The 17,997-nt window shown below is 40.7% G+C and carries 17 protein-coding genes; 4 read left to right on the top strand and 13 right to left on the bottom strand.

Features of this window, described 5'->3' with window-relative positions; translation table 11 throughout:
* Nucleotides 1-47: 47 nt before the first annotated feature.
* Nucleotides 48-479: a VOC family protein gene (locus I8752_RS12505; protein ID WP_214432644.1), complete on the top strand. Its 432-nt coding sequence runs from the start codon at nt 48-50 to the stop codon at nt 477-479.
* Here I8752_RS12505 and I8752_RS12500 read toward each other — a convergent pair.
* Nucleotides 409-1,077: an esterase/lipase family protein gene (locus tag I8752_RS12500; RefSeq protein ID WP_214432643.1), complete on the bottom strand. Its 669-nt coding sequence runs from the start codon at nt 1,075-1,077 to the stop codon at nt 409-411. The two genes, I8752_RS12505 and I8752_RS12500, sit on opposite strands and share 71 nt — an antisense overlap.
* A gap of 378 nt (nt 1,078-1,455) precedes the next feature.
* Here I8752_RS12500 and I8752_RS12495 point away from each other — a divergent pair, with 378 nt between their 5' ends.
* Both I8752_RS12495 and I8752_RS12490 read left to right on the top strand, forming a co-directional pair.
* Nucleotides 1,456-2,043, top strand: a complete 588-nt coding sequence (locus tag I8752_RS12495) for a hypothetical protein (protein ID WP_214432642.1) — start codon at nt 1,456-1,458, stop codon at nt 2,041-2,043.
* A 381-nt stretch (nt 2,044-2,424) separates the two neighbouring features.
* Nucleotides 2,425-2,646 carry a hypothetical protein gene (locus tag I8752_RS12490; protein WP_214432658.1) on the top strand — a complete coding sequence of 74 codons (222 nt, stop codon included), beginning with the start codon at nt 2,425-2,427 and terminating at the stop codon, nt 2,644-2,646.
* A 3-nt stretch (nt 2,647-2,649) separates the two neighbouring features.
* Here I8752_RS12490 and I8752_RS12485 read toward each other — a convergent pair whose 3' ends face one another.
* A complete protein-coding gene (locus I8752_RS12485; RefSeq protein WP_404827090.1) occupies nt 2,650-3,864 on the bottom strand; it encodes a protein kinase domain-containing protein in 1,215 nt (404 codons plus the stop codon).
* Between the two features lie 212 nt (nt 3,865-4,076).
* Here I8752_RS12485 and I8752_RS12480 point away from each other — a divergent pair, with 212 nt between their 5' ends.
* On the top strand, nt 4,077-5,186 hold the full coding sequence (locus I8752_RS12480; protein ID WP_214432641.1) for a PstS family phosphate ABC transporter substrate-binding protein: 1,110 nt from the start codon (nt 4,077-4,079) through the stop codon (nt 5,184-5,186).
* A gap of 68 nt (nt 5,187-5,254) precedes the next feature.
* Here the strand turns inward: I8752_RS12480 and aroH are convergent, their stop codons facing one another.
* From aroH to I8752_RS12425, 11 genes are all read right to left on the bottom strand, one after another.
* Nucleotides 5,255-5,692, bottom strand: coding sequence for a chorismate mutase (aroH, locus tag I8752_RS12475; protein WP_214432640.1), 438 nt, complete (start codon nt 5,690-5,692; stop codon nt 5,255-5,257).
* A 96-nt stretch (nt 5,693-5,788) separates the two neighbouring features.
* Entirely contained in the window at nt 5,789-6,610 is an 822-nt protein-coding gene (gene sppA, locus I8752_RS12470) for a signal peptide peptidase SppA (protein ID WP_214432639.1), read from the bottom strand.
* Nucleotides 6,611-7,102: 492 nt separating this feature from the next.
* Nucleotides 7,103-7,399: a hypothetical protein gene (locus I8752_RS12465; protein WP_214432638.1), complete on the bottom strand. Its 297-nt coding sequence runs from the start codon at nt 7,397-7,399 to the stop codon at nt 7,103-7,105.
* A 661-nt stretch (nt 7,400-8,060) separates the two neighbouring features.
* The gene (locus I8752_RS12460) at nt 8,061-8,507 is read right to left on the bottom strand and encodes a hypothetical protein (protein ID WP_214432637.1); all 447 of its coding nucleotides are present in this window, start codon (nt 8,505-8,507) and stop codon (nt 8,061-8,063) included.
* A gap of 222 nt (nt 8,508-8,729) precedes the next feature.
* Nucleotides 8,730-9,998 carry a glycosyltransferase gene (locus I8752_RS12455; RefSeq protein WP_214432636.1) on the bottom strand — a complete coding sequence of 423 codons (1,269 nt, stop codon included), beginning with the start codon at nt 9,996-9,998 and terminating at the stop codon, nt 8,730-8,732.
* Between the two features lie 485 nt (nt 9,999-10,483).
* Entirely contained in the window at nt 10,484-11,743 is a 1,260-nt protein-coding gene (locus I8752_RS12450; protein WP_214432635.1) for a glycosyltransferase, read from the bottom strand.
* Nucleotides 11,744-11,919: 176 nt separating this feature from the next.
* Nucleotides 11,920-12,387: a DUF2141 domain-containing protein gene (locus tag I8752_RS12445; protein ID WP_214432656.1), complete on the bottom strand. Its 468-nt coding sequence runs from the start codon at nt 12,385-12,387 to the stop codon at nt 11,920-11,922.
* 43 nt (nt 12,388-12,430) lie between these two features.
* The gene (locus I8752_RS12440; protein ID WP_214432634.1) at nt 12,431-13,453 is read right to left on the bottom strand and encodes a glycosyltransferase family 2 protein; all 1,023 of its coding nucleotides are present in this window, start codon (nt 13,451-13,453) and stop codon (nt 12,431-12,433) included.
* Nucleotides 13,454-13,662: 209 nt separating this feature from the next.
* Nucleotides 13,663-14,661 (bottom strand): NAD-dependent epimerase/dehydratase family protein, encoded by a 999-nt coding sequence (locus I8752_RS12435; RefSeq protein ID WP_214432633.1) that lies wholly within the window; start codon nt 14,659-14,661, stop codon nt 13,663-13,665.
* Nucleotides 14,662-14,986: 325 nt separating this feature from the next.
* Entirely contained in the window at nt 14,987-16,165 is a 1,179-nt protein-coding gene (gene devC, locus I8752_RS12430) for an ABC transporter permease DevC (RefSeq protein WP_214432632.1), read from the bottom strand.
* A 208-nt stretch (nt 16,166-16,373) separates the two neighbouring features.
* A complete protein-coding gene (locus I8752_RS12425; RefSeq protein ID WP_214432631.1) occupies nt 16,374-17,576 on the bottom strand; it encodes an ABC exporter membrane fusion protein in 1,203 nt (400 codons plus the stop codon).
* Nucleotides 17,577-17,997: the final 421 nt, after the last annotated feature.

Raw genomic sequence — 17,997 nt, 5'->3', positions numbered from 1 at the left:
TCCTAAAATTGTAAATACATCAACCACCGATCTCCTCCACACCCGCTATGAACCAAACTTTATTTCATCTAGCTTTTCCCGTGACTGATATTGCTCAAACAAAAGCATATTATATTGATGGATTGGGCTGCATTCCTGGTCGGGAAACCTCTCTAGCTTTGATTCTCAACCTCTACGGTCATCAATTAGTAGCTCATGTCACCAAAGAATCTTTAATACGCCAACGCACTATCTATCCCAGACACTTTGGACTAATTTTTACCCAAGCAAGAGACTGGGAAAATTTACTTCAAAAAGCACAACAGCAACAGCTATTTTTCCGCGAAGAACCCAAAAATCGCTTTGTTGATTCTCCTCTAGAGCATCGTACTTTCTTTTTAGAAGATCCTTTTTACAACTTGATCGAAATCAAATATTACCGCCACCCAGAGGCGATTTTTGGTAGCTATGAGTATAGTCAAATTGGAGACAGGGCTTAATCGGTTCTGTCAAAGCTGCTGCTACTGTTGCCAGACATCTAGAGTCTCTCAACATCCAAGAGTGCAGTGCTACTGGTAAAATGACCTCTTTTCCTACAGACAATTGCGAACTACTCGTAGGGACAATCATTAAGTCGTAAGGTGTCCATATAGACGTAAAATTCAGATGCCTTAACATCGCAGCATCAGAATTTAAATCCTGGATGAAAGCGCTATTAGGGCGCATTTGCACGCAACCAGGACGTTTGGAAGCATAGGCAATTATAGTTCCATGATGAGGCGAAGCGATAGTAATAAACCGCTGTACGCGGTTTATTCCTCCCAAGCGTTGAACATAATAACGACTGACAATTCCTCCCATGCTGAAGCCGATTAAATCCAGCGGTTGGTCTTTGGCAAAGTTGGTAGCAACATAATCAGCCACCTGCTTTGCTAAGACATCAAGACCGACATCACCGTTATTAGGTACTAAATCCAGAGTGTGTACAGACCACCCCATCTGTCTCAAATAAGCAGTCATTAGATGGAAAACAGCTCCCGTATCTTCAATTCCATGTACCAGTAACACGGGATTGCGCTGCTGATTTTCTATATTCATCTCTCAAAGCCGCCCGATCGAGTCTGTAGAAAATTTAACTGAGTACTGCGATCGCCTGCATTCAAGCTGTGACACTCCCCTTACTGGTCGAGCGCACATAAGTATTTATCCAATAAAAAATATTAATTTTTGTTAAGCAAACTTTCAGAATCTTGCCCTTAGTTACAGTAAAATTTAATAATTAATTCTCGGTGTATACAGGTTGCAGGTGCTTGCAACGTTGATAACATTTGCTCTGTAGTATTACTACAATGTTGATTAGTACAAACCTATAAAGCTGGTCGCTGCAATCGTGTGGCGTAAAAAAATGTAACATTCTGCTGTAGTTCTTAATATTACGGCAAACATTTACAGATATAAAAGACAGGAGCAATTCTAATGTTCGATTCTATCAAGAAGTTAATTACCAATTTAATCAATGGAATTGTGGGTTTTGTGACTGGGTTATTACCTGGTAAGAAGAAAAGCAATGGCTACTATTTGGAACTCGACGAAGCCAAGGATGTGAAGCCATTAGAAACTGCTAAAGAAGTTGCATCAGAAGTGGCATCAAGTGCGAAAAAAGCAGCAGATACAGTGGCATCAAGTGCCAAAAAAGCAGCAGATACAGTTACAGCAAATGCGAAAAAAGTAGCAGAAACAGTTGTCTCCGATGCACCAAGCACATCCCAGCCAGCGTCCTTAAATGGCACAAAAACTGCTGCAACCAAAGCTAAGGCAAAAGCAAATAAAAATCCCAAACCAGCTGATGTTCAGCTAGTTCAAACTGCCGAGGGTCTAAAAGTTGAACCTGGCAACAATGCTAAAGCCGCAGCAGCTAAAGCAGTCAAAGAGCAGCCTAAAGAAACCACGTTTGCTCCCAAATATCTTGCGCCTTCGGCTACCAACTCTAATGGTCGTCGTCGTCCTGGAGCAAATATGAGTGCTTATCTTGACATGGCACGTCAAGTGAAAACCCGTGCTTAAGAAATATTAGGTTGATTAACCTGTAATTTCTAATTTAGGGTGTTTTAGGAACGTACCATCATGGGTAGTTTCTGTGCCTTATTCGGTTATGCCTCACACCTTGCTAAACAAAAGTTTTGTAGTACTCTCAAGCTGAAGAGACACTAACATTAGTGTCTCTTCATTACTAATTAGGGAATCTACTTACCTACTTGCCACAAGTAAGATTAAATCTTTCCCTCTCCTTTCTGAGTTTCCTATAAGCTTGGGAATATTTAATAGTCAATCTCTTTAAGCGATATATTTGTTTAGTTTATTGGAGTTACCTCAGTACAGAGAATGTCTATAAAGTAGCGGTAAAATAAGGCAACATCAATAATTAGGTTGTTGTGGAGAAAAACTATGAACCGCAAACCCTACTCAACTGAAATCACAGATAAACCAATAGATGACCCAAACAAGAACCTCACAGATAACTCAAAGATCAAAATTTGGGTATGGAGTGCTGTAGGACTTATAATTACGAACTTTGTTGTAGTTGGGATTGTAGCGTTTTTGATCCATAGGGATAGCGTTCAATATAACCCTAATCGATCGCTAACCGAGCAAAGGCAAGATAACTGAAGGTTAACGGGATTCTCTTGGCAGTTGAATTCGCCAATTTTCGATTTGAGGCTCAGGAGAAATTATCTGCACAGACCAATAGCTCACAACCATTAGAACTAGCCCAGATAGTACCCCTACTACTAAGCCAATCAGCAGAGATTTGTGAGCAAAAATTGAAACACTAGTATTGCTTGTTTGGTTAGCTAAAACTGATGGTGAATCGTGCCTCAAAATTTGATGACTATCTTGTGCCGATGATGGCGTTTGAGTCCAGTATTTAGCAGGATCTAATTCCTGCGTTGACGTATAAATATTAGTTGATGGTAAGAGCGTTTCTGGTAATGTAGTATCGCGTGCCCAGTCTAAAAGTGGTGTTGAGATATTGCTATTAGTTAATTGTAAGAATGCTTCTAGCACTTCTTTAGCTGACTTATATCGGTCTTGAAAGTGGTAACGTACCATTTTGTTAAGTACAGAGGCTAAACCAGGGCTAACTTGTCTGAAGTCTTGCCAGATAACTTCACCAGTGTTGGAATCTTCTGGTAACTGTGTTGGATGTAGTCCTGTAAGCGCTTGGATGCCAATCATACCCAAAGCGTAGATATCACTATTAGGGCGGGGTTTGCCTCGTTGTTGCTCGTTAGGCATATAACCTGGCGTACCAATTGCGATCGTTGTGTATTGTTCGAGCGAATTAGAGATTGGAGTGTTTTCTTTGCCTTTGACCAATTGATTCCAAATGGGCTTGACAGCACCAAAGTCAATCAGGACTAAGCGATTGTCCTGCTTTCGTCTAATGATATTGCTCGGCTTGACATCTCGATGTATTAGCCCATAACTATGAATAAAATCTAGGATGCTTGCAACCTCTTGCATTAGTTGAACAACTTTGCTTTCAGGCCAGCAACAACCAGGCGATAGTTCTAAACTCAGAAGATGCCCTTCAATGAACTCTTGCACCAAGTAGAATTCAAGGTTATCTTCAAAATCCACTAAAAGATGAGGAACTAAATCAGAGTCGCTCAACTTTTTCAGGGCTTCTACTTCTCGTGTAAAGAGCCGTCTACGAATTTCTACTGGAATTGAATATTTACTGCTAGGTAAGAAATGTTTGATAACGCGAGTGGGATGATGCGGGAGATGGGTGTCGTTAACCATGTAGGTTTGACAAAATGCACCTTGACTTAAAACTTGAACAACTTGGTAACGCTCCCCTAGTAACTTGCTATTCAACATGTTACATTGTCCCTAACAGCTCTATTAAGTATCTTTACTTAAAAAATCTCTGTTCGTGCGAATTAATATATGGTTTTTATTAAGGAAGCTAGTTGTAAACTTAACAATTGCAAAAGGTTTAGACAACAGTTGAAATGAGCATTAGAGCCAAAAGTTACTCTCAGTGCTTATTTTAGCTTGTTTTAAACTAGTTTAATAATGGGAAGAAAAGAATGACTAATGATAGCAGAAAAAGCGTCCCACTTAGCCCAGATGCTGTACAGATGATTAGAGGTCTGGTTATTGGCGAGTTGGTGACAGTTGCCATCATTGGCGGACTATGGTTGTGGCTCAGACCTCGCCTGCAAATCGATAAAAATGCTTTTTCTTCCTCTGGCCGAGGTGCAGAAACTGCTTCTTTTGCAGCTACTTCCAGCTTTAAATCTGTTAGTGATGTTCCCACTGGCTCGTTTAACTATGGTGGTAGCACAGCCTGGGCACCGATTAGACAACTCATAGACTCTCAAATTCAATTTACTCGTCCAGAGCTACAGTTGCGCTACGTCAACCCCGCTAATGATAGCCCTGGTTCTGGTTCGGGTATTCGGATGTTACTCGACGGCAAATTAGACTTCACAGGGTCTTCTCGTTCTCTGACATCTGAAGAAGAAGAAATAGCTAGGCAGCGAGGTTTTACACTTGAGCAACGCCAAGTAGGCATTGATGGGATAGCAGTAGTGGTTAACCCAGCACTAAAAGTCTCTGGCTTAACTGTTAATCAATTACAACAAATTTATTTGGGAAAAATTACTAATTGGAAGCAGGTGGGCGGCCCAGACCTCGCTATTACGCCCTTTTCCCAGAATCCAGAAGATGCAGATGTGCTGTTGGTTTCTGGCAAGCAGGTTTTAGACAAGCAAGCCCTTGGCCCAAATGTGCAGTATGTTTACTCGACTACAGAGGCAATGCGCCGTGTCAATAAAACTCCTGGTGGTTTGTATTACGCATCTGCACGAGGGGTGGTAACTCAGTGTATGGTCAAGCCTTTACCTTTGGGTCTGACTGCTACACAGCTAATTCCCCCTTATCACCAACCATTAGTACCAGCCAATGAGTGTCCGCAAAAGCGCAATCAAATTAATATAGAAGCGATAAAGGATGGTAGTTATCCAATTACTACTAAATTATTTGTGATTATTAAGCAGAATCAAGGTCGAGAGCAACAGGTTGGGGAAGCCTATACTAGATTTTTAGAAACCGAACAGGGACAAAAAGCTATTGAGCAGGCTGGCTTTGTCTCAGAGACCAGTCGCAAGTCGGTAGCCAGCATTCAAAGGCAATAAAAATAAAGTTCTCCTCCTATAGAGAACTCAGTAATCTTTGCAGTCTTTTGCCTTTTTGCTACAAACTTTTACATATAATTTAAGTGAGTATTTTCCACTTTAGACTTAACAGCTGGTTGCGATGCTTGTAAGGACTGGGGTAAACTCCAGTCTGGACGCAAATTTGCTGCATTACGTAGATATATATGTTGTATTGGGGTGGAGGCTGGCAAGTAGGCGTGAATTAAAAATCGAATGCAACGTTGTAAACTACCCTCGACATGCATTTGCTGCACATCTAACATAGCCACATTATCCCAACCGGGACGTGCTCTAGCGATCGCAGCTGGAAAAATTGCATCCAAATCGCGTGTAACAGAGAAAGTCACACTAATCATCTCCTCTGGCTGGAGTTGATTTCGCCTTTCTAATTCGTTTAGTAGTTCCGTCACCACTTCTTGCATTGCTTCTTTGGTATTTTCGGAAACAGTTGTTGCTCCGCGAATAGCCCGCATTTGCCACTCCACGCCAAAATCCTCCTTAAAACAAAAAAAGTGAAGAGTTAGGAGTGAGAAGTTATAAGTTAATACTTTTAACTTCTCAGTTTTAACTCCTAACTCATGTTAGGGTCGATATAACCACAGTGGTAGACCACTAGTAGACATTTCAAATTCCAGCCAGTCAATACCTGCCCCAAGTCGGGATGAAACCTGACGGCTCCCTGGTAAAATACGGCTCAATAAGGGTTTTCGTTCTTCTAGCGTATAACAAGGTGTTTTCTCAGGATCGAGACCAACTAATTCTGCTGTCCAACGACGTGCATCTTCTTCTGTTCCCAGGCGGTCTACAACACCCAATTCTAAAGCTTGCTGTCCTGTGAAAATCCGACCATCAGCGAAACTTTTCACCGTCTCCACAGCCAAAGAACGTCCCTCAGCCACTGTTTGCACAAATTGCTGATAACTCGTATCAATCAACTCTTGCAGAATGTTTTGTTCGGGTTCCGTTAGTTCTCGGTCGAAGGCCAAAATGTCTTTGTAAGGCCCGGACTTAATGACTTTAAAGGAAACACCGACTTTTTCTAGCAAGCGTTCTAAATTATTACCGCGCAGAATTACACCAATACTACCCGTGATTGTACCGGGATTAGCCATGATGTGTTCGGCTCCCATACCGATGTAGACACCACCAGAAGCCGAAATATTGCCAAAGCTAGCAACAATTTTGGTTTTTTCGCGTAAACGCTTGAGGGCACTGTATATTTCTTGAGAATCTCCGACTGTACCCCCAGGACTATCAATGCGTAGTAGTAAAGCTGGAAACTTTTTTTCTTCTACGGTTTTTAGAGCTTCTAACACGCGTTTGCGAGTAGAACTAGCGATCGCACCAGTAATTTCAATCCGGGCAATTTGTTTGCGAAACTTGGACTTAAAAGGCCAAACCATGAGCAGTTAAAAAACCTCGTAATAAACTCAATATAAAATGCCCAGCGGTCAAACGTCCTACTTTTCTTTGTTTTGTTGAGAAAAATCAGTAGGCATTGTGCTATTCAGCATTTTAATGAAATTTTTAGCTTTTGCGTGTACGTGTATTTGCCATTCTCGTCCCGACTATAATCTAACTCTTGGGATTGAAGAGCAAACGAAATGGCAAAATATCTGTCTATGCAAAGAGTGTAGATATATGCAAGTCAAATTACTACACAGTAACGGTTTGCTAAACATTACTTAATGCATCTCGCCTCACGAGTTACAGCTTACTTAATCGAGACTCCAGGATCGTCAACTTTAGTCTCAATCGACAAATATCTATATTAAATACTTATGTAAACAATCTAATTATATATAAATTCAAAAATGCTAACCGCTGTGGAAATCGCAGCCAGCACTAGCTTCGATTCTTCAGGATGCGATCGCTGAACATTGCCTGACAGTTGCCTAGGAATCAATACGTAAAATTTGATAACGATAGTAAGCATATGTATCAAATAATGCTCCAACGAAACTACAAGTCAGACTGATTATTAATAAACCACGAAAGGCAGTTCCACTACCAAAAATCGCCAGAAAATGCAATACACGAGTAGCACTTGCCTCAGTTACGTTTTGTAACCCAGGAAGATGACCCATAAAAGTTAAAAATAATAATATGCCACCAACTAAAAACATGGGAACGGCAAAACTAAAAATAATCGTGAGCAACACAGAACGGAGAAAATTAGTAAAAATGCTCATTGAAGGCAGGCTCCGCGAGTAGAGTGAACAATAGCTCAAAAGCTAAACTTCATCTTCTACAATACGGGCGATCGCTCTGCCGCAACCAAGATGTCAAAAATCTTAAGTTTTCATTAAAATAAACCGTTACCTGTTACACCAGATGCTTTTAATTTAAACAAGTAAAAAAAAGCTGTAAAACCCTTATCAAATGGGGCTTAAAGTCAAAATTACTTTGCCGAAATCCATCAAAATCTTATCTGAGCGCAGCTAGATTTTCTGAGAGTGGTTTTAAACTAAGTTAATGTTTTACCGGAATTGAAGATGTGGGTAAGCTGATAATCATTCAAATTGCATCCCCCGAAGTTTGCAAGGGCGGGGGGAACCCTCCGAAGTTGCTCCACTTGGTGAGGCAGTCGGAATCTTGGCGGTTCCCGTCGAGTCCGAACTGCCGTTAGCGACGCAGGAGCGTCACCCGAAGGGGCAAAGACGACACTTGCTTCAACCGAGGGAACCTCGGCAACGCAGTGTCTCCCCAAGACCGCACTTCTCTCCGCACGCAACTTCTCTCGGCTTCTCCCCCTCTCCGCGTCCCCGCGTCTTTCTAGGAGTTTGAACTATGCAATTTAAAAGCGCATCAGCTTAGTCTTTTTCTCCTCTGCTCCCCTGCTTTCTCTAATATCTATTTGCTAAAAGCATCCTTGATATTATCAACAGCTTTTTCAACAACATTCTTGGTGTTGTCTACTGCTTCCTTTGTCCGAGATGCATCTTCGTCTGCTCTTTGCTGAATTCGAGCCGCATCTCTTTGAGCTTTGCGCCCTAAATAACTACCGTTATCTGTTGCATCGTCAACTTTAGCGGCATTTTTATTTGCAGCTTGCTTAACTTTGTCTTTCGTCTCTTCGATAAAACCCTTGGCACGTCCTGCATCTTCACTAGCTTTGCCTTTAACTTCATTACCTGCATCTGCTAACAGAACCGAGTTGGTAGCAGGATTAGCCATAGCTGAGGTGTTCGAGAAAAATGCACCCTGCCAAACGAAAGCGATCGCTAGCAAACAAAATAAAGTTGTAGCCATCCAGCGTCCTACAGTTGAAAGTCTTTGCATAAAGTAATTGTGTTTCATACAATACAATCTCGATTAGATTTGGCATTCTCATATTTACTTCATTTGGTTTATCAGCTATATCGTTCCCCAGACAGATGTTGTTTCATCAAAAGTTATTAGATCGATTAGGTCTTTCAATAGATTGAACGAACAAACATCATCTACTTATGGATGAGGTAAGCGCTCGCCTAATATGTTAAGTGAAATACTAGGCGATCGCAAAACATCAACTTAGCTAATTCATCGAACTGCTGCTAAATCTACCTGATTCGATGCTTCCACAAGTTGGTAGAGTTTGTCTTCAAATTTTGCCATACATGCCGACCAGTCAAAATCTATAATTGATGGACGAGCCTGTTGAGTCATATCTGCTTTCAAGTCGGGATTTTCCAGAATTGCAATTACTTTTTGAGCAAAATCTTTTGGGTTGTTCGGTTCAGCTAAAAAGCCATTGCGACCGGGGAAAACTTGCTCGGAAGTTGAGGGTGCAATTACTGCAACTACTGGAGTTCCAGAAGCTAGGGCTTCATTATTTGTGGTGCAGAAATTTTCGGTGACAGAAGGATTAACAAATACATCTGCTCGCGCAAACCAGCCTAACAATTCCGTACCGTGAGATTCGCCCCAAATGGTAACGCCAGAAGCAAATTTTTGAGCGCGCCGACGGATTTCTTCATCTAAAGGCCCGCTACCAACAATCGCTAAATGCACATCAGGAATTTTGGCAGCAATCAGCGGATATGCATCTAGAAGTTGGTCAACATTTTTTTCCGCAGTCACCCGTCCGACAAACAAAATAGTTGGTCGATGGTCGTTAGGAATTGGGTCATAACTAATATTTCTGGGGTGAAATTTTTCGCAATCAATACCTTGATAAGGGAGATATTCACTGCGTTGAGATTTCAAGCTTGTATATTTAGCAAGCTGTTCTTTAGAAGAGAAGAAATTAGCGTCATAAGATTCGCTAAATTGCTTAATGAAAGTCGGCAAAATCGGACGAATCAGACCGAACAGAGAATCTCCTAAGTAATATCGGATATAGGCAACAATATCGGTATGGAAAACAGAAATAATTGGAGTACCCGTGAGTTTGCCATATTCAGCCCCCACAGCCCGTCCGTAGCCTTGGAGGAAAAGTGAATAGAATCCCCTCATTGCTGGTGCTTCTTCCACAACCACAATATCAGGCTGGAAACCAGACAGCAACTCTGTATCGCTCCAATGTCGGTAGTGTAATGGTTCGGGAAGAGATTTGTAAAATATTAGGGGCTTAGTGGGATATGCAAAAGCAGAAAAGTTGGGATACTGCTTCAGTTCTGTTAATCCTGGTACGCGGCGATCGCGTACTTCTATTGGAAATTTATCGTTAATTTCTGGATGGATGAGAAAGACTTCATGGCCCTGTTGTAACAACCAGCGAACTCGTTGGTGTACTGCAACTCCTACCCCTGATAAAAATGGAGCATACACGCCCGTAATAATTGCAATGCGAAGTGATTGTTTTTTCATAATTCGAGGAAATCTTTCATGAAAATGCTGGTTTGCGATTTAGGACTTACGCAGCAAATCTTTCATGAAAATCCTGATTTCTGTATCTATTATGAACTGATACAGTTGGATTTAGGACTTACGCATTGACAAATAGTAACGATTCTAGATTACAGAGTGAATGTTTTTTGTTCTGATTGCAGAACTATTAAACACCAAACTCTTCAGCCAAAATTCCCCCTAATCAATTTCTCTAAACTTTGTTATCCATGTACAAACATCTTGGCAATTTAAGTTTGACAAGGATTTAGTTTTTGGCTCATAAATGAGATTAGTCACTTAATCATATATAACCTTTATAAGGCAAATGAGGTACAAAAGAGGGGCGAACGGCCGTTCGCCCTTACAATAATTTCCACTGAGAGGATTTCACGAATCATTTAGAATTGCTATTTTCTTCATGAAATTACTGCTAAATAGTACTTTTGTCAGCTGTAAACATGAGGTCAAAGAGAAATTTTGCTATCAATAGGTTGATCCAACAAATCGTAAGGGTGGTATTCAACTAGTCTAATATTCCAAGGGCCTTGAATTCGATATACAATACCACGCCATTTAACTGTTGATATCGATATAGAGGACAGCATTGCTATTCCATATACCCATTGAGTTAAGGGTATACCTATCAACATTTTTGCGACTGTGGCAACTGATAATTTTGTGACTGGCTGACCTTGAGCGCGAATCACTCGCTTTACCCCTTGCTCTAGAATCAGCATTAGTAAAACTAACCCTAGAGTATAAATGCTATAACCACCCAATAATTGAACCGCAGTATCCCACTGTCCATCTCCTAACGCCATCAGAAACAATACTATGACTGCGGTAGGAAACAAGATGCTAGAAACGGCTTCACTCACTAAAGCTAACCAACGGGGATGATAGAGTCGAGAATAAAGTACTAAGCGTTTGAGATAGTCTATTAAGCCTAGTAAATCGCATTCTTCGCGGTTGAGCATAATTAGCGAAGGCACAAATTTGACTCGCATCCCCTGTTTTTTGAGGATGTTGTGCATCATCATATCTTCGCCGAAAGCTTGTCCCCACTTGTCTAGCAATTCTGTTTGTTGAAGGACTTCTTTTTTGACTGCTAAAGTCCCACCCCAAGGAATGCCGAACAGATACATCTGGACGATAGTAGATCCGTTACCTAGATAGCGTACTAAAGAACCCCAATAGTTACCTGTTGGTACATACCAACGATTACCCGTTGTTACGCCAACTTTGGGATCGGTTAAAGGACTAACTAATTCACGCAACCAATTAGGATGGACTATTGTATCTGCATCTACTAAAGCGACTACCTTATAAGAATCGTCTAAATCTGAAACAGCCTGGATTAGAGAACTGCATTTGAGGCTACAGTTGTGGCGGATAATCCTCAAATGGCTGATTTGGACGTTGGTTGCTCCTATTTCGTTGATAGTATTGCTAGCAATTTGCCAAGCAGGATCTTCTTGACTGTCAACAATCAGCTTTAAATCATACTGTGGGTAGTTCTGCTTTAACAGCGCTTGCAAGCAGTTAGGCAGAAAGGGGTCGGCTCCACGTAGGCATAGAATCACTGCGGTTTTCGGTAACTGCTCGTCGGATAATACCTTTTTAGGATGCGATCGCAGGTACAACAAAAAAAGAAGTGTAATAAATGCCTGAATAGCCAGCCAACCCACCAAAGACTTAAACAGGAATATCGTCAGCTCATTCATGAAATCTAATGAGGGGATGGGAGGATGAGGGAGATGAGGAGAGAAGTTGCAAGGAGGGTCTCCCTCCAGGCAAACTTCGGAGAGATGAGGGAGATGAGGGAGTTAGGAGTACAGACGCGATTAACTCTTGTCTGTACAGGAGTTAAAAATTCTCCCCCTGCTCCCCCTGCTCTCTTTTAGGGGTCGAGGGAATACTTCAAGAAAATGTCAATTTTGGTATTTTTGTTGACTGCAAAACTGGCATCACGAAACTTTGGTGTACCCGTTAGCATTGAGACGGTAGGATTTTTGGAAAGTCCAAAGCCTTCTTTGGGAATACCGAAAAAGTCTGTGTTGAGTTTGCGATCGCCGTTTTGATCGTCCACTACTGCGACAGCGTAAGTCCCAGGCTTCAAGCCAGAGAAAGTCTTGGTGACAGAATTGCCTACAATCTTGGCGCAACCACTTTGAACTTCGCTGGTACTCTTCATCGGAAAGCCTTTTTCACCACCAAAAACTCTAAAGCAAATTTCACCTTTTTGGTGACGGATACCATTCACTGAAATAGTCAGCTTTGTGGTAGGCTCTGCATTTGCGACTTGAGAACAGCTAATGCTTAATAAAGTAGCTAAGAAAAGATGGCGTAAATGAGATATTTTCAACATCATCTTGTACTCCTTAATCAGATTTTTTGCTGTTGTTTTACATTCAAACAATGAGTAAAAACAAAATTTGGTAGATGTGATTAATTGAAGTAGTTTGCTGTATTGCGATGAACATCTTCTGCAAATGCTTCGAGAGTATTTGAAACATGACGATTAAATCTTTTAGCAGAAGATATTCTGTACCTTTTAACTGCCGATATATGCTGATATGGCAACATACCCGCTCATATAAAGTCAGTGGCAATAGCCATATAGAACGTGTATATTCCCATAAAATTCTCCAATGAGGAAACAGAATTTTGCCCTTTTTTGTGGAATCAAACCAAACTGTATATGCGTAAAAATCAGGTGACGTACTCAATGAGTATTGGAAATTGTTGTTAGTAATCAACATATAGTTAGGAATAAACATACTCATTGATTGTTGGGGATGGTTTCTAGCTATGAACAAGTATTCAGGGATTTCATAAAATCGCCCAACTAAACCAAGCCTTAATAAGAAAATTCCATCTGCAATTCCGTAACTACCCATCGGTGGTATCTTTTTGATAGCGCTGGTGCGGATTACGCCATAATTTTGATAGCACAGATGCTTGCTCAGTAACTCGTGAAAACGTTCTTGTGGTTTTGGGGAATCGGTCTTGAGTTTAATATTGTAGTTTTGCAGAAAGTTGCCGTTTTCATCAATGAAATACATGTGAGAATGGCACAAAACTACTGTATGGTCATAATCAAGTACAGCAATACATTTTGCTAAAAAATCTGGAGCGTGTAGATCGTCATGAGCAGCCCATTTAAAGTACTCGCCTACAGATAAATCAAAGACACGATTGAAGTTACGAGCGCAACCAATATTTTTGTCATTGCGGTAGTAACGGATGCGTTGGTCTTGAGCAGCGTAGGTTCGACAAATTTCTTCAGTCTTATCTGTCGAAGCATTATCTGAGATAATTAACTCAAAATCCGTAAAAGTCTGAGCTAAAAGCGAGTCTAGCGCTGCTCGGATAAATTTTTCGCCATTGTATATAGGTAATCCTATACTCAACCTAGGTTGATTATTGCTCATAAAAATTGAAGAAGAATTCAGGAGTCAGAATTCAGGAGTCAGAATTTGGGAGGCAGAAGAAGGTGAGGGGAAAAGACGCGCCACTAATTGAAAACCGCTAAATTTAATATTTAGCATAGTATTTCATGACTTATTCGTACAGAATTCAGTATGAATTCTGTATTCTGACTCCTGAATTTTATGTGAGTATTTTTATGAACATCAATAGACTATTTTACTAGTCTTTGAATATCAGTTTGTTGCAACCATTCTCGTGTGAGATGCATTCCTGTTTCCAGGTCAATTTTGGGTTTGTAATCTAAGAGATTCTGGGCTTTTGCAATAGAATAAGCATAAGGGCGAGTCATAAAATCTACAGACTCTGGGAGAATATCGGCTTTTTTGCGAAAAAGTTTTTGTCCTTGATGACGCAGCTTCAGAAATAATTTCATTTCATCTTTTGGTAGAGACATAGGAGCGGGTAAACCTTCCATTGCGGCTAAACGCATGAAGTACTCTTTCCAAGATGTGTCTTGTCCGTCGGTGATATTAAAGATTTCTCCGTAGGTTTCTTTTTCTATCGCTAGAAAAATACCATCAATGAGATTGTCTATATAGACGTGATTGATTACTCCTTTACCATCGTTGGCATAGGCAAACAATTTTTGACGCATCATCAAAATTGGTCTAACTATCCAGGGAATACTTCCAGGGCCGTAAACATCGCCAGCACGAATGATGATAATGCCAAAATCAGGAGGAGCATTTAGCGGTAAAAGTTCGGCTTCAGCTTCTATTTTTGTTTGACAGTAGGGATTATTATCATCAGAAAGTGGCCCGGATTCGGTGATGCCATCTGGATAATTAAAGCCATAAACCATTACACTGGAGAGATGCACGAAGGTTTTGACACCAGCATTTTTAGCAGCTTTAGCCATATTCAGCGTGCCACCAACATTGATTTCCCGGAAATGCTTTAGCGGTCCCGCTTCTTGCGTAACTTGAGCGGTATGTAAAACAATGTCTACTCCCTGGCAAGCCTTCTGTGCAATATTAGGGTCATTAATACTGCCAACAATCACTTCAGCACCTAAATTTTGGGCTTCTTTGTCGTTAGAAGTTTGCAGCCCGCGAACCTTCATTCCCTGCGCTATGGCTAACTCGGCTGCACGCAAACCGATAAATTCATCAATACCGACGATCAGGAGGGTTTTGTTTTGCAGATTCATAGAGCAGAGGTTACACTAATTTTGGATTTTGCGAAAAGTTGAGCCAGTGCATTGGAGAGACACTGCGTTGCGCGGGTTAAGAGCGTTGAACAAATTTTTCAAGACAGATTTTGGGTTAATAATCTTTAGTACAAAGTTGTTCCAGAAATTTCAAACAATACTATCTATGCAAATCTGATTTTATTAGTAACGTGTAATTTTTTCTGGCTTTTGTACTATTGGTTATTAATGATGTGCGATATAGTTTTGTTTCGAGATTGAGGAGTTAAAAGTTAACAATCAGCAAATATAATTCTTCTAGCTTCTAACTCCTGAATCCTGAATTTTAGAAAATATCGGCTGGGTCTGCGGAACGGAGTTTATTAATAGCAAGTGCCCCAGATGTCATACATATCAAAACTACTGATATCAAAACAAGTATCGCATTATTAACAGTCATCATGATTGGTAATTTAGTGGCTTCCATAGCAAAGTCGTATAAAATGATAGAAACAAGAAACCCTGGTATATAACTTAAAAATGCCAAGATTAATGCTTGTTGAAAAACCACGTTTAATAAGTAGTTGTTGGCATATCCAATAGCTTTTAAGGTAGCGTAAGCGACAAATTGAGTAGCAATATTGCTGTAAAGAATTTGATAAACAATTACAACGCCAACAACAGAAGCCATTGTCAACATCAGGTTGAGGATGAAACCAATAGGAGTTCTGTCAGACCAATATTGTTTTTCAAAATTAATAAATTGTTGGCGAGTAAAAACTTGAACATCATTAGGTAAACTTGCTTTCAAATTTTTCAGAACTCTATCAACATCAGCACCTGGGTTGAGGGTGATGAGACCGATATCGATCCTTTCTGCTGGACGAGTATTGGGATTTATCCTCAAAAAAGTTGAGTCGCTGACAATTAAATTACCATCTACACCAAAGGAAGGGCCTAAGCTAAATAAACCACCTACTCTGACTTTGTAGCCAATTGGAGCATCAAAGGGAAATATTTCAATTGTCTGTTCGGTGTCTCCCTTGTCAAAATTTGCGGCGATAGGGCCAAACTCTGGGCGGGAATTCCTATCGAACAACATGACATCAGGAATTTTGAGTTTGTCTAAGTTTTGTTCAACTTCAGGTATATTCATCACATGTCTTCCTGGGTCGAACCCAATTACATATATTGAGTATTTCTCTCCAGAGACAGGATTTTTCAATTTCGCAAATTGCAAATACATGGGGCTAACTGACTCTACACCATCAAACCCCAAAGCTTGGTATAATCGAGTCCGCGAAAAACTTTGATTTGATGTCAAAGATTTATATTGAGAACTGACTAAAAATAAGTCACCTCGGAGATTTTGATGCACTGCGGTAGCACTGGAATAAAGAGCATCTTGAAAACCGAGTTGTACAAACATTAGCAGGACAATAAAAGCAATCCCAGCGATAGCCACTAAAAAGCGAACTTTTTGTTGGGCTAGTTGTAGCCATGCTAAAGGTATTTTAAAATTCATGGATTTAGTTGTTAGTTGTTAGTTGTCAGTAGTCAGTTGTCAGTTGTCAGTTATTTTTTGGGCTTGCTGAATTGGAGTATAAATTTATGTTTTATGACTACAATTCTTTGCGCCTACACTGCGGGTTCCGCGTTAGCGGTATCCGTGGAATAAGGAAATATTTATGCAAGAGGTCTATTGCTACTGAATACTGACTACTGACCAATGACTATATTTGAATGGCGACATCCACCTGTAAATTGGTCAAACGAGCCACGCGTTCGCTATCTGCGGGGTTATCGATGGATATTTTTACCTCAACTATTCTGCGGTCTGTGTCTGAGTTGGGGTTGAGGCTGAAGATACTTTGTTTGTCAACTTGCCAACCAATTTCGCGCACGGTTCCTTGTAATTTTCCTGGAAATGCAGTGCTGGTAATGATGGCTTTTTGACCTACACGCACGTTTTGCACATCGGTTTGATAGACTTCTGCGATCGCATTCATTTGCGATGTCTTACCGATCGCCGCAAAGCCAGCGCTAGAAATTACTTCCCCGGTTTTGGCGTGAATTTTCAAAATTTTGCCATCTATGGGAGCTTTAATATAAGCTAACTCCTGGTCTGCTTTTGCTTGTTTAATAGCAGTTACAGCACTCTTAACATCGGCTTGTGCCACCTCAACATCAACACTACGCACATCTTGAATGCTATTGAGTTTGGCTTTGGCTTCCTTCTGCTGTTGTTGGAAAGTGTTCTGAGTCCGGCTGAGGCTGGCTTTGGCTTCTGTTAACTGCTGTTGTGCTGTCTTGAGTTGCAAAGTTTTACTATCTGCTACAGAAGCAGCGATCGCACCTTGTTTGTATAATTGCTGATATCGCTCGTTTTCGGTTTGAGCGTTATCGACTTCAGCTTGCATACGGTTGATTGTTGCTTCTTGGGTAGCAACATCACCATTGAATTGTGATTCTAAACTCGCGATCGCCGCTTGTTGAGCGCTAATATCTCCGGGTTTAGACCCAGACCTTACCTGTGCTAATTTGAATTTGGCAATTTGCAGTTTATCTAACGCCTGTTCTAAAGCTGTGGTAGCACGATTATAATCTTCTAAATACGCCAATACTTGCCCTTTTTTTACCTTGTCTCCTTCTTTCACCAACAGTTTTTCGACTCGGATACCGTTGGTGGAACTAGGTGCAGACAAATTAGTAACTTCGCCTTCAGGTTGCAAACGTCCCAAAGCAGTTACCGCAACTTTGACAGGGGTAGGTTGGGGGGAATTAGCCGGAGGAGCCTGAACTTGAGGGCGAAATTTGATTGGTGAAAAACTGTAGAAAGATATGAGTCCGGTAGCTAAAGTAATAGAAGCTGCTAAAAGCAATGGCCACCGACCTGGGGATTTTTTGAATAACCGGCTTTCTTTGTTGACTGCCATATTTTCATTCCAATTGTGCTATGCCAAAAAACAGGCTTGATGGCTATATAAGTTACTTGCAATAGACTCGTCCGCAATTAACCAAGAATGCTTTTCCTGTGTCATTTTACCTTCGGCAAGCTGAAACTTGAGTTAGTGCTATGTGAATGCTCTACGCCTTTTCAGCCGCCAATAATTACTAAATTGGAGGCAAAATAAAGGGTGGCGTTAATGCAAATCTTCTTCAGTTTTATCCTAATTAGATGTTGAATCAAGTATCGTAAAATACGATAGCGCTAGCCAGAAACTTAAATCTTAAAAAGAATGAAGCGCTAATAAAAATGCCCTGGAAAAATTGGATAAACTGTGTCCAAGTATGGCAAAAAACTTTGATATTGTCAATCAATTTATTGGGGATTGGGGACTGGGGACTGGGGATTGG

The organism is Dendronalium phyllosphericum CENA369, assembly GCF_016056275.1.
In the GTDB taxonomy this organism is placed as follows: Bacteria; Cyanobacteriota; Cyanobacteriia; order Cyanobacteriales; family Nostocaceae; genus Dendronalium; species Dendronalium phyllosphericum.
Note: the sequence above shows the minus strand (reverse complement) of the source record. Positions and strands in the feature narration are given on the sequence as shown.

Bases quoted from the DNA above. Each gene is read 5' to 3' on its own strand.
- I8752_RS12505 (WP_214432644.1), top strand. From the start codon at position 48: ATGAACCAAACTTTATTTCATCTAGCTTTTCCCGTGACTGATATTGCT.
- I8752_RS12500 (WP_214432643.1), bottom strand. From the start codon at position 1,077: ATGAATATAGAAAATCAGCAGCGCAATCCCGTGTTACTGGTACATGGA.
- I8752_RS12495 (WP_214432642.1), top strand. From the start codon at position 1,456: ATGTTCGATTCTATCAAGAAGTTAATTACCAATTTAATCAATGGAATT.
- I8752_RS12490 (WP_214432658.1), top strand. From the start codon at position 2,425: ATGAACCGCAAACCCTACTCAACTGAAATCACAGATAAACCAATAGAT.
- I8752_RS12485 (WP_404827090.1), bottom strand. From the start codon at position 3,864: ATGTTGAATAGCAAGTTACTAGGGGAGCGTTACCAAGTTGTTCAAGTT.
- I8752_RS12480 (WP_214432641.1), top strand. From the start codon at position 4,077: ATGACTAATGATAGCAGAAAAAGCGTCCCACTTAGCCCAGATGCTGTA.
- sppA (WP_214432639.1), bottom strand. From the start codon at position 6,610: ATGGTTTGGCCTTTTAAGTCCAAGTTTCGCAAACAAATTGCCCGGATT.
- I8752_RS12465 (WP_214432638.1), bottom strand. From the start codon at position 7,399: ATGAGCATTTTTACTAATTTTCTCCGTTCTGTGTTGCTCACGATTATT.
- I8752_RS12460 (WP_214432637.1), bottom strand. From the start codon at position 8,507: ATGAAACACAATTACTTTATGCAAAGACTTTCAACTGTAGGACGCTGG.
- I8752_RS12455 (WP_214432636.1), bottom strand. From the start codon at position 9,998: ATGAAAAAACAATCACTTCGCATTGCAATTATTACGGGCGTGTATGCT.
- I8752_RS12450 (WP_214432635.1), bottom strand. From the start codon at position 11,743: ATGAATGAGCTGACGATATTCCTGTTTAAGTCTTTGGTGGGTTGGCTG.
- I8752_RS12445 (WP_214432656.1), bottom strand. From the start codon at position 12,387: ATGTTGAAAATATCTCATTTACGCCATCTTTTCTTAGCTACTTTATTA.
- I8752_RS12440 (WP_214432634.1), bottom strand. From the start codon at position 13,453: ATGAGCAATAATCAACCTAGGTTGAGTATAGGATTACCTATATACAAT.
- I8752_RS12435 (WP_214432633.1), bottom strand. From the start codon at position 14,661: ATGAATCTGCAAAACAAAACCCTCCTGATCGTCGGTATTGATGAATTT.
- devC (WP_214432632.1), bottom strand. From the start codon at position 16,165: ATGAATTTTAAAATACCTTTAGCATGGCTACAACTAGCCCAACAAAAA.
- I8752_RS12425 (WP_214432631.1), bottom strand. From the start codon at position 17,576: ATGGCAGTCAACAAAGAAAGCCGGTTATTCAAAAAATCCCCAGGTCGG.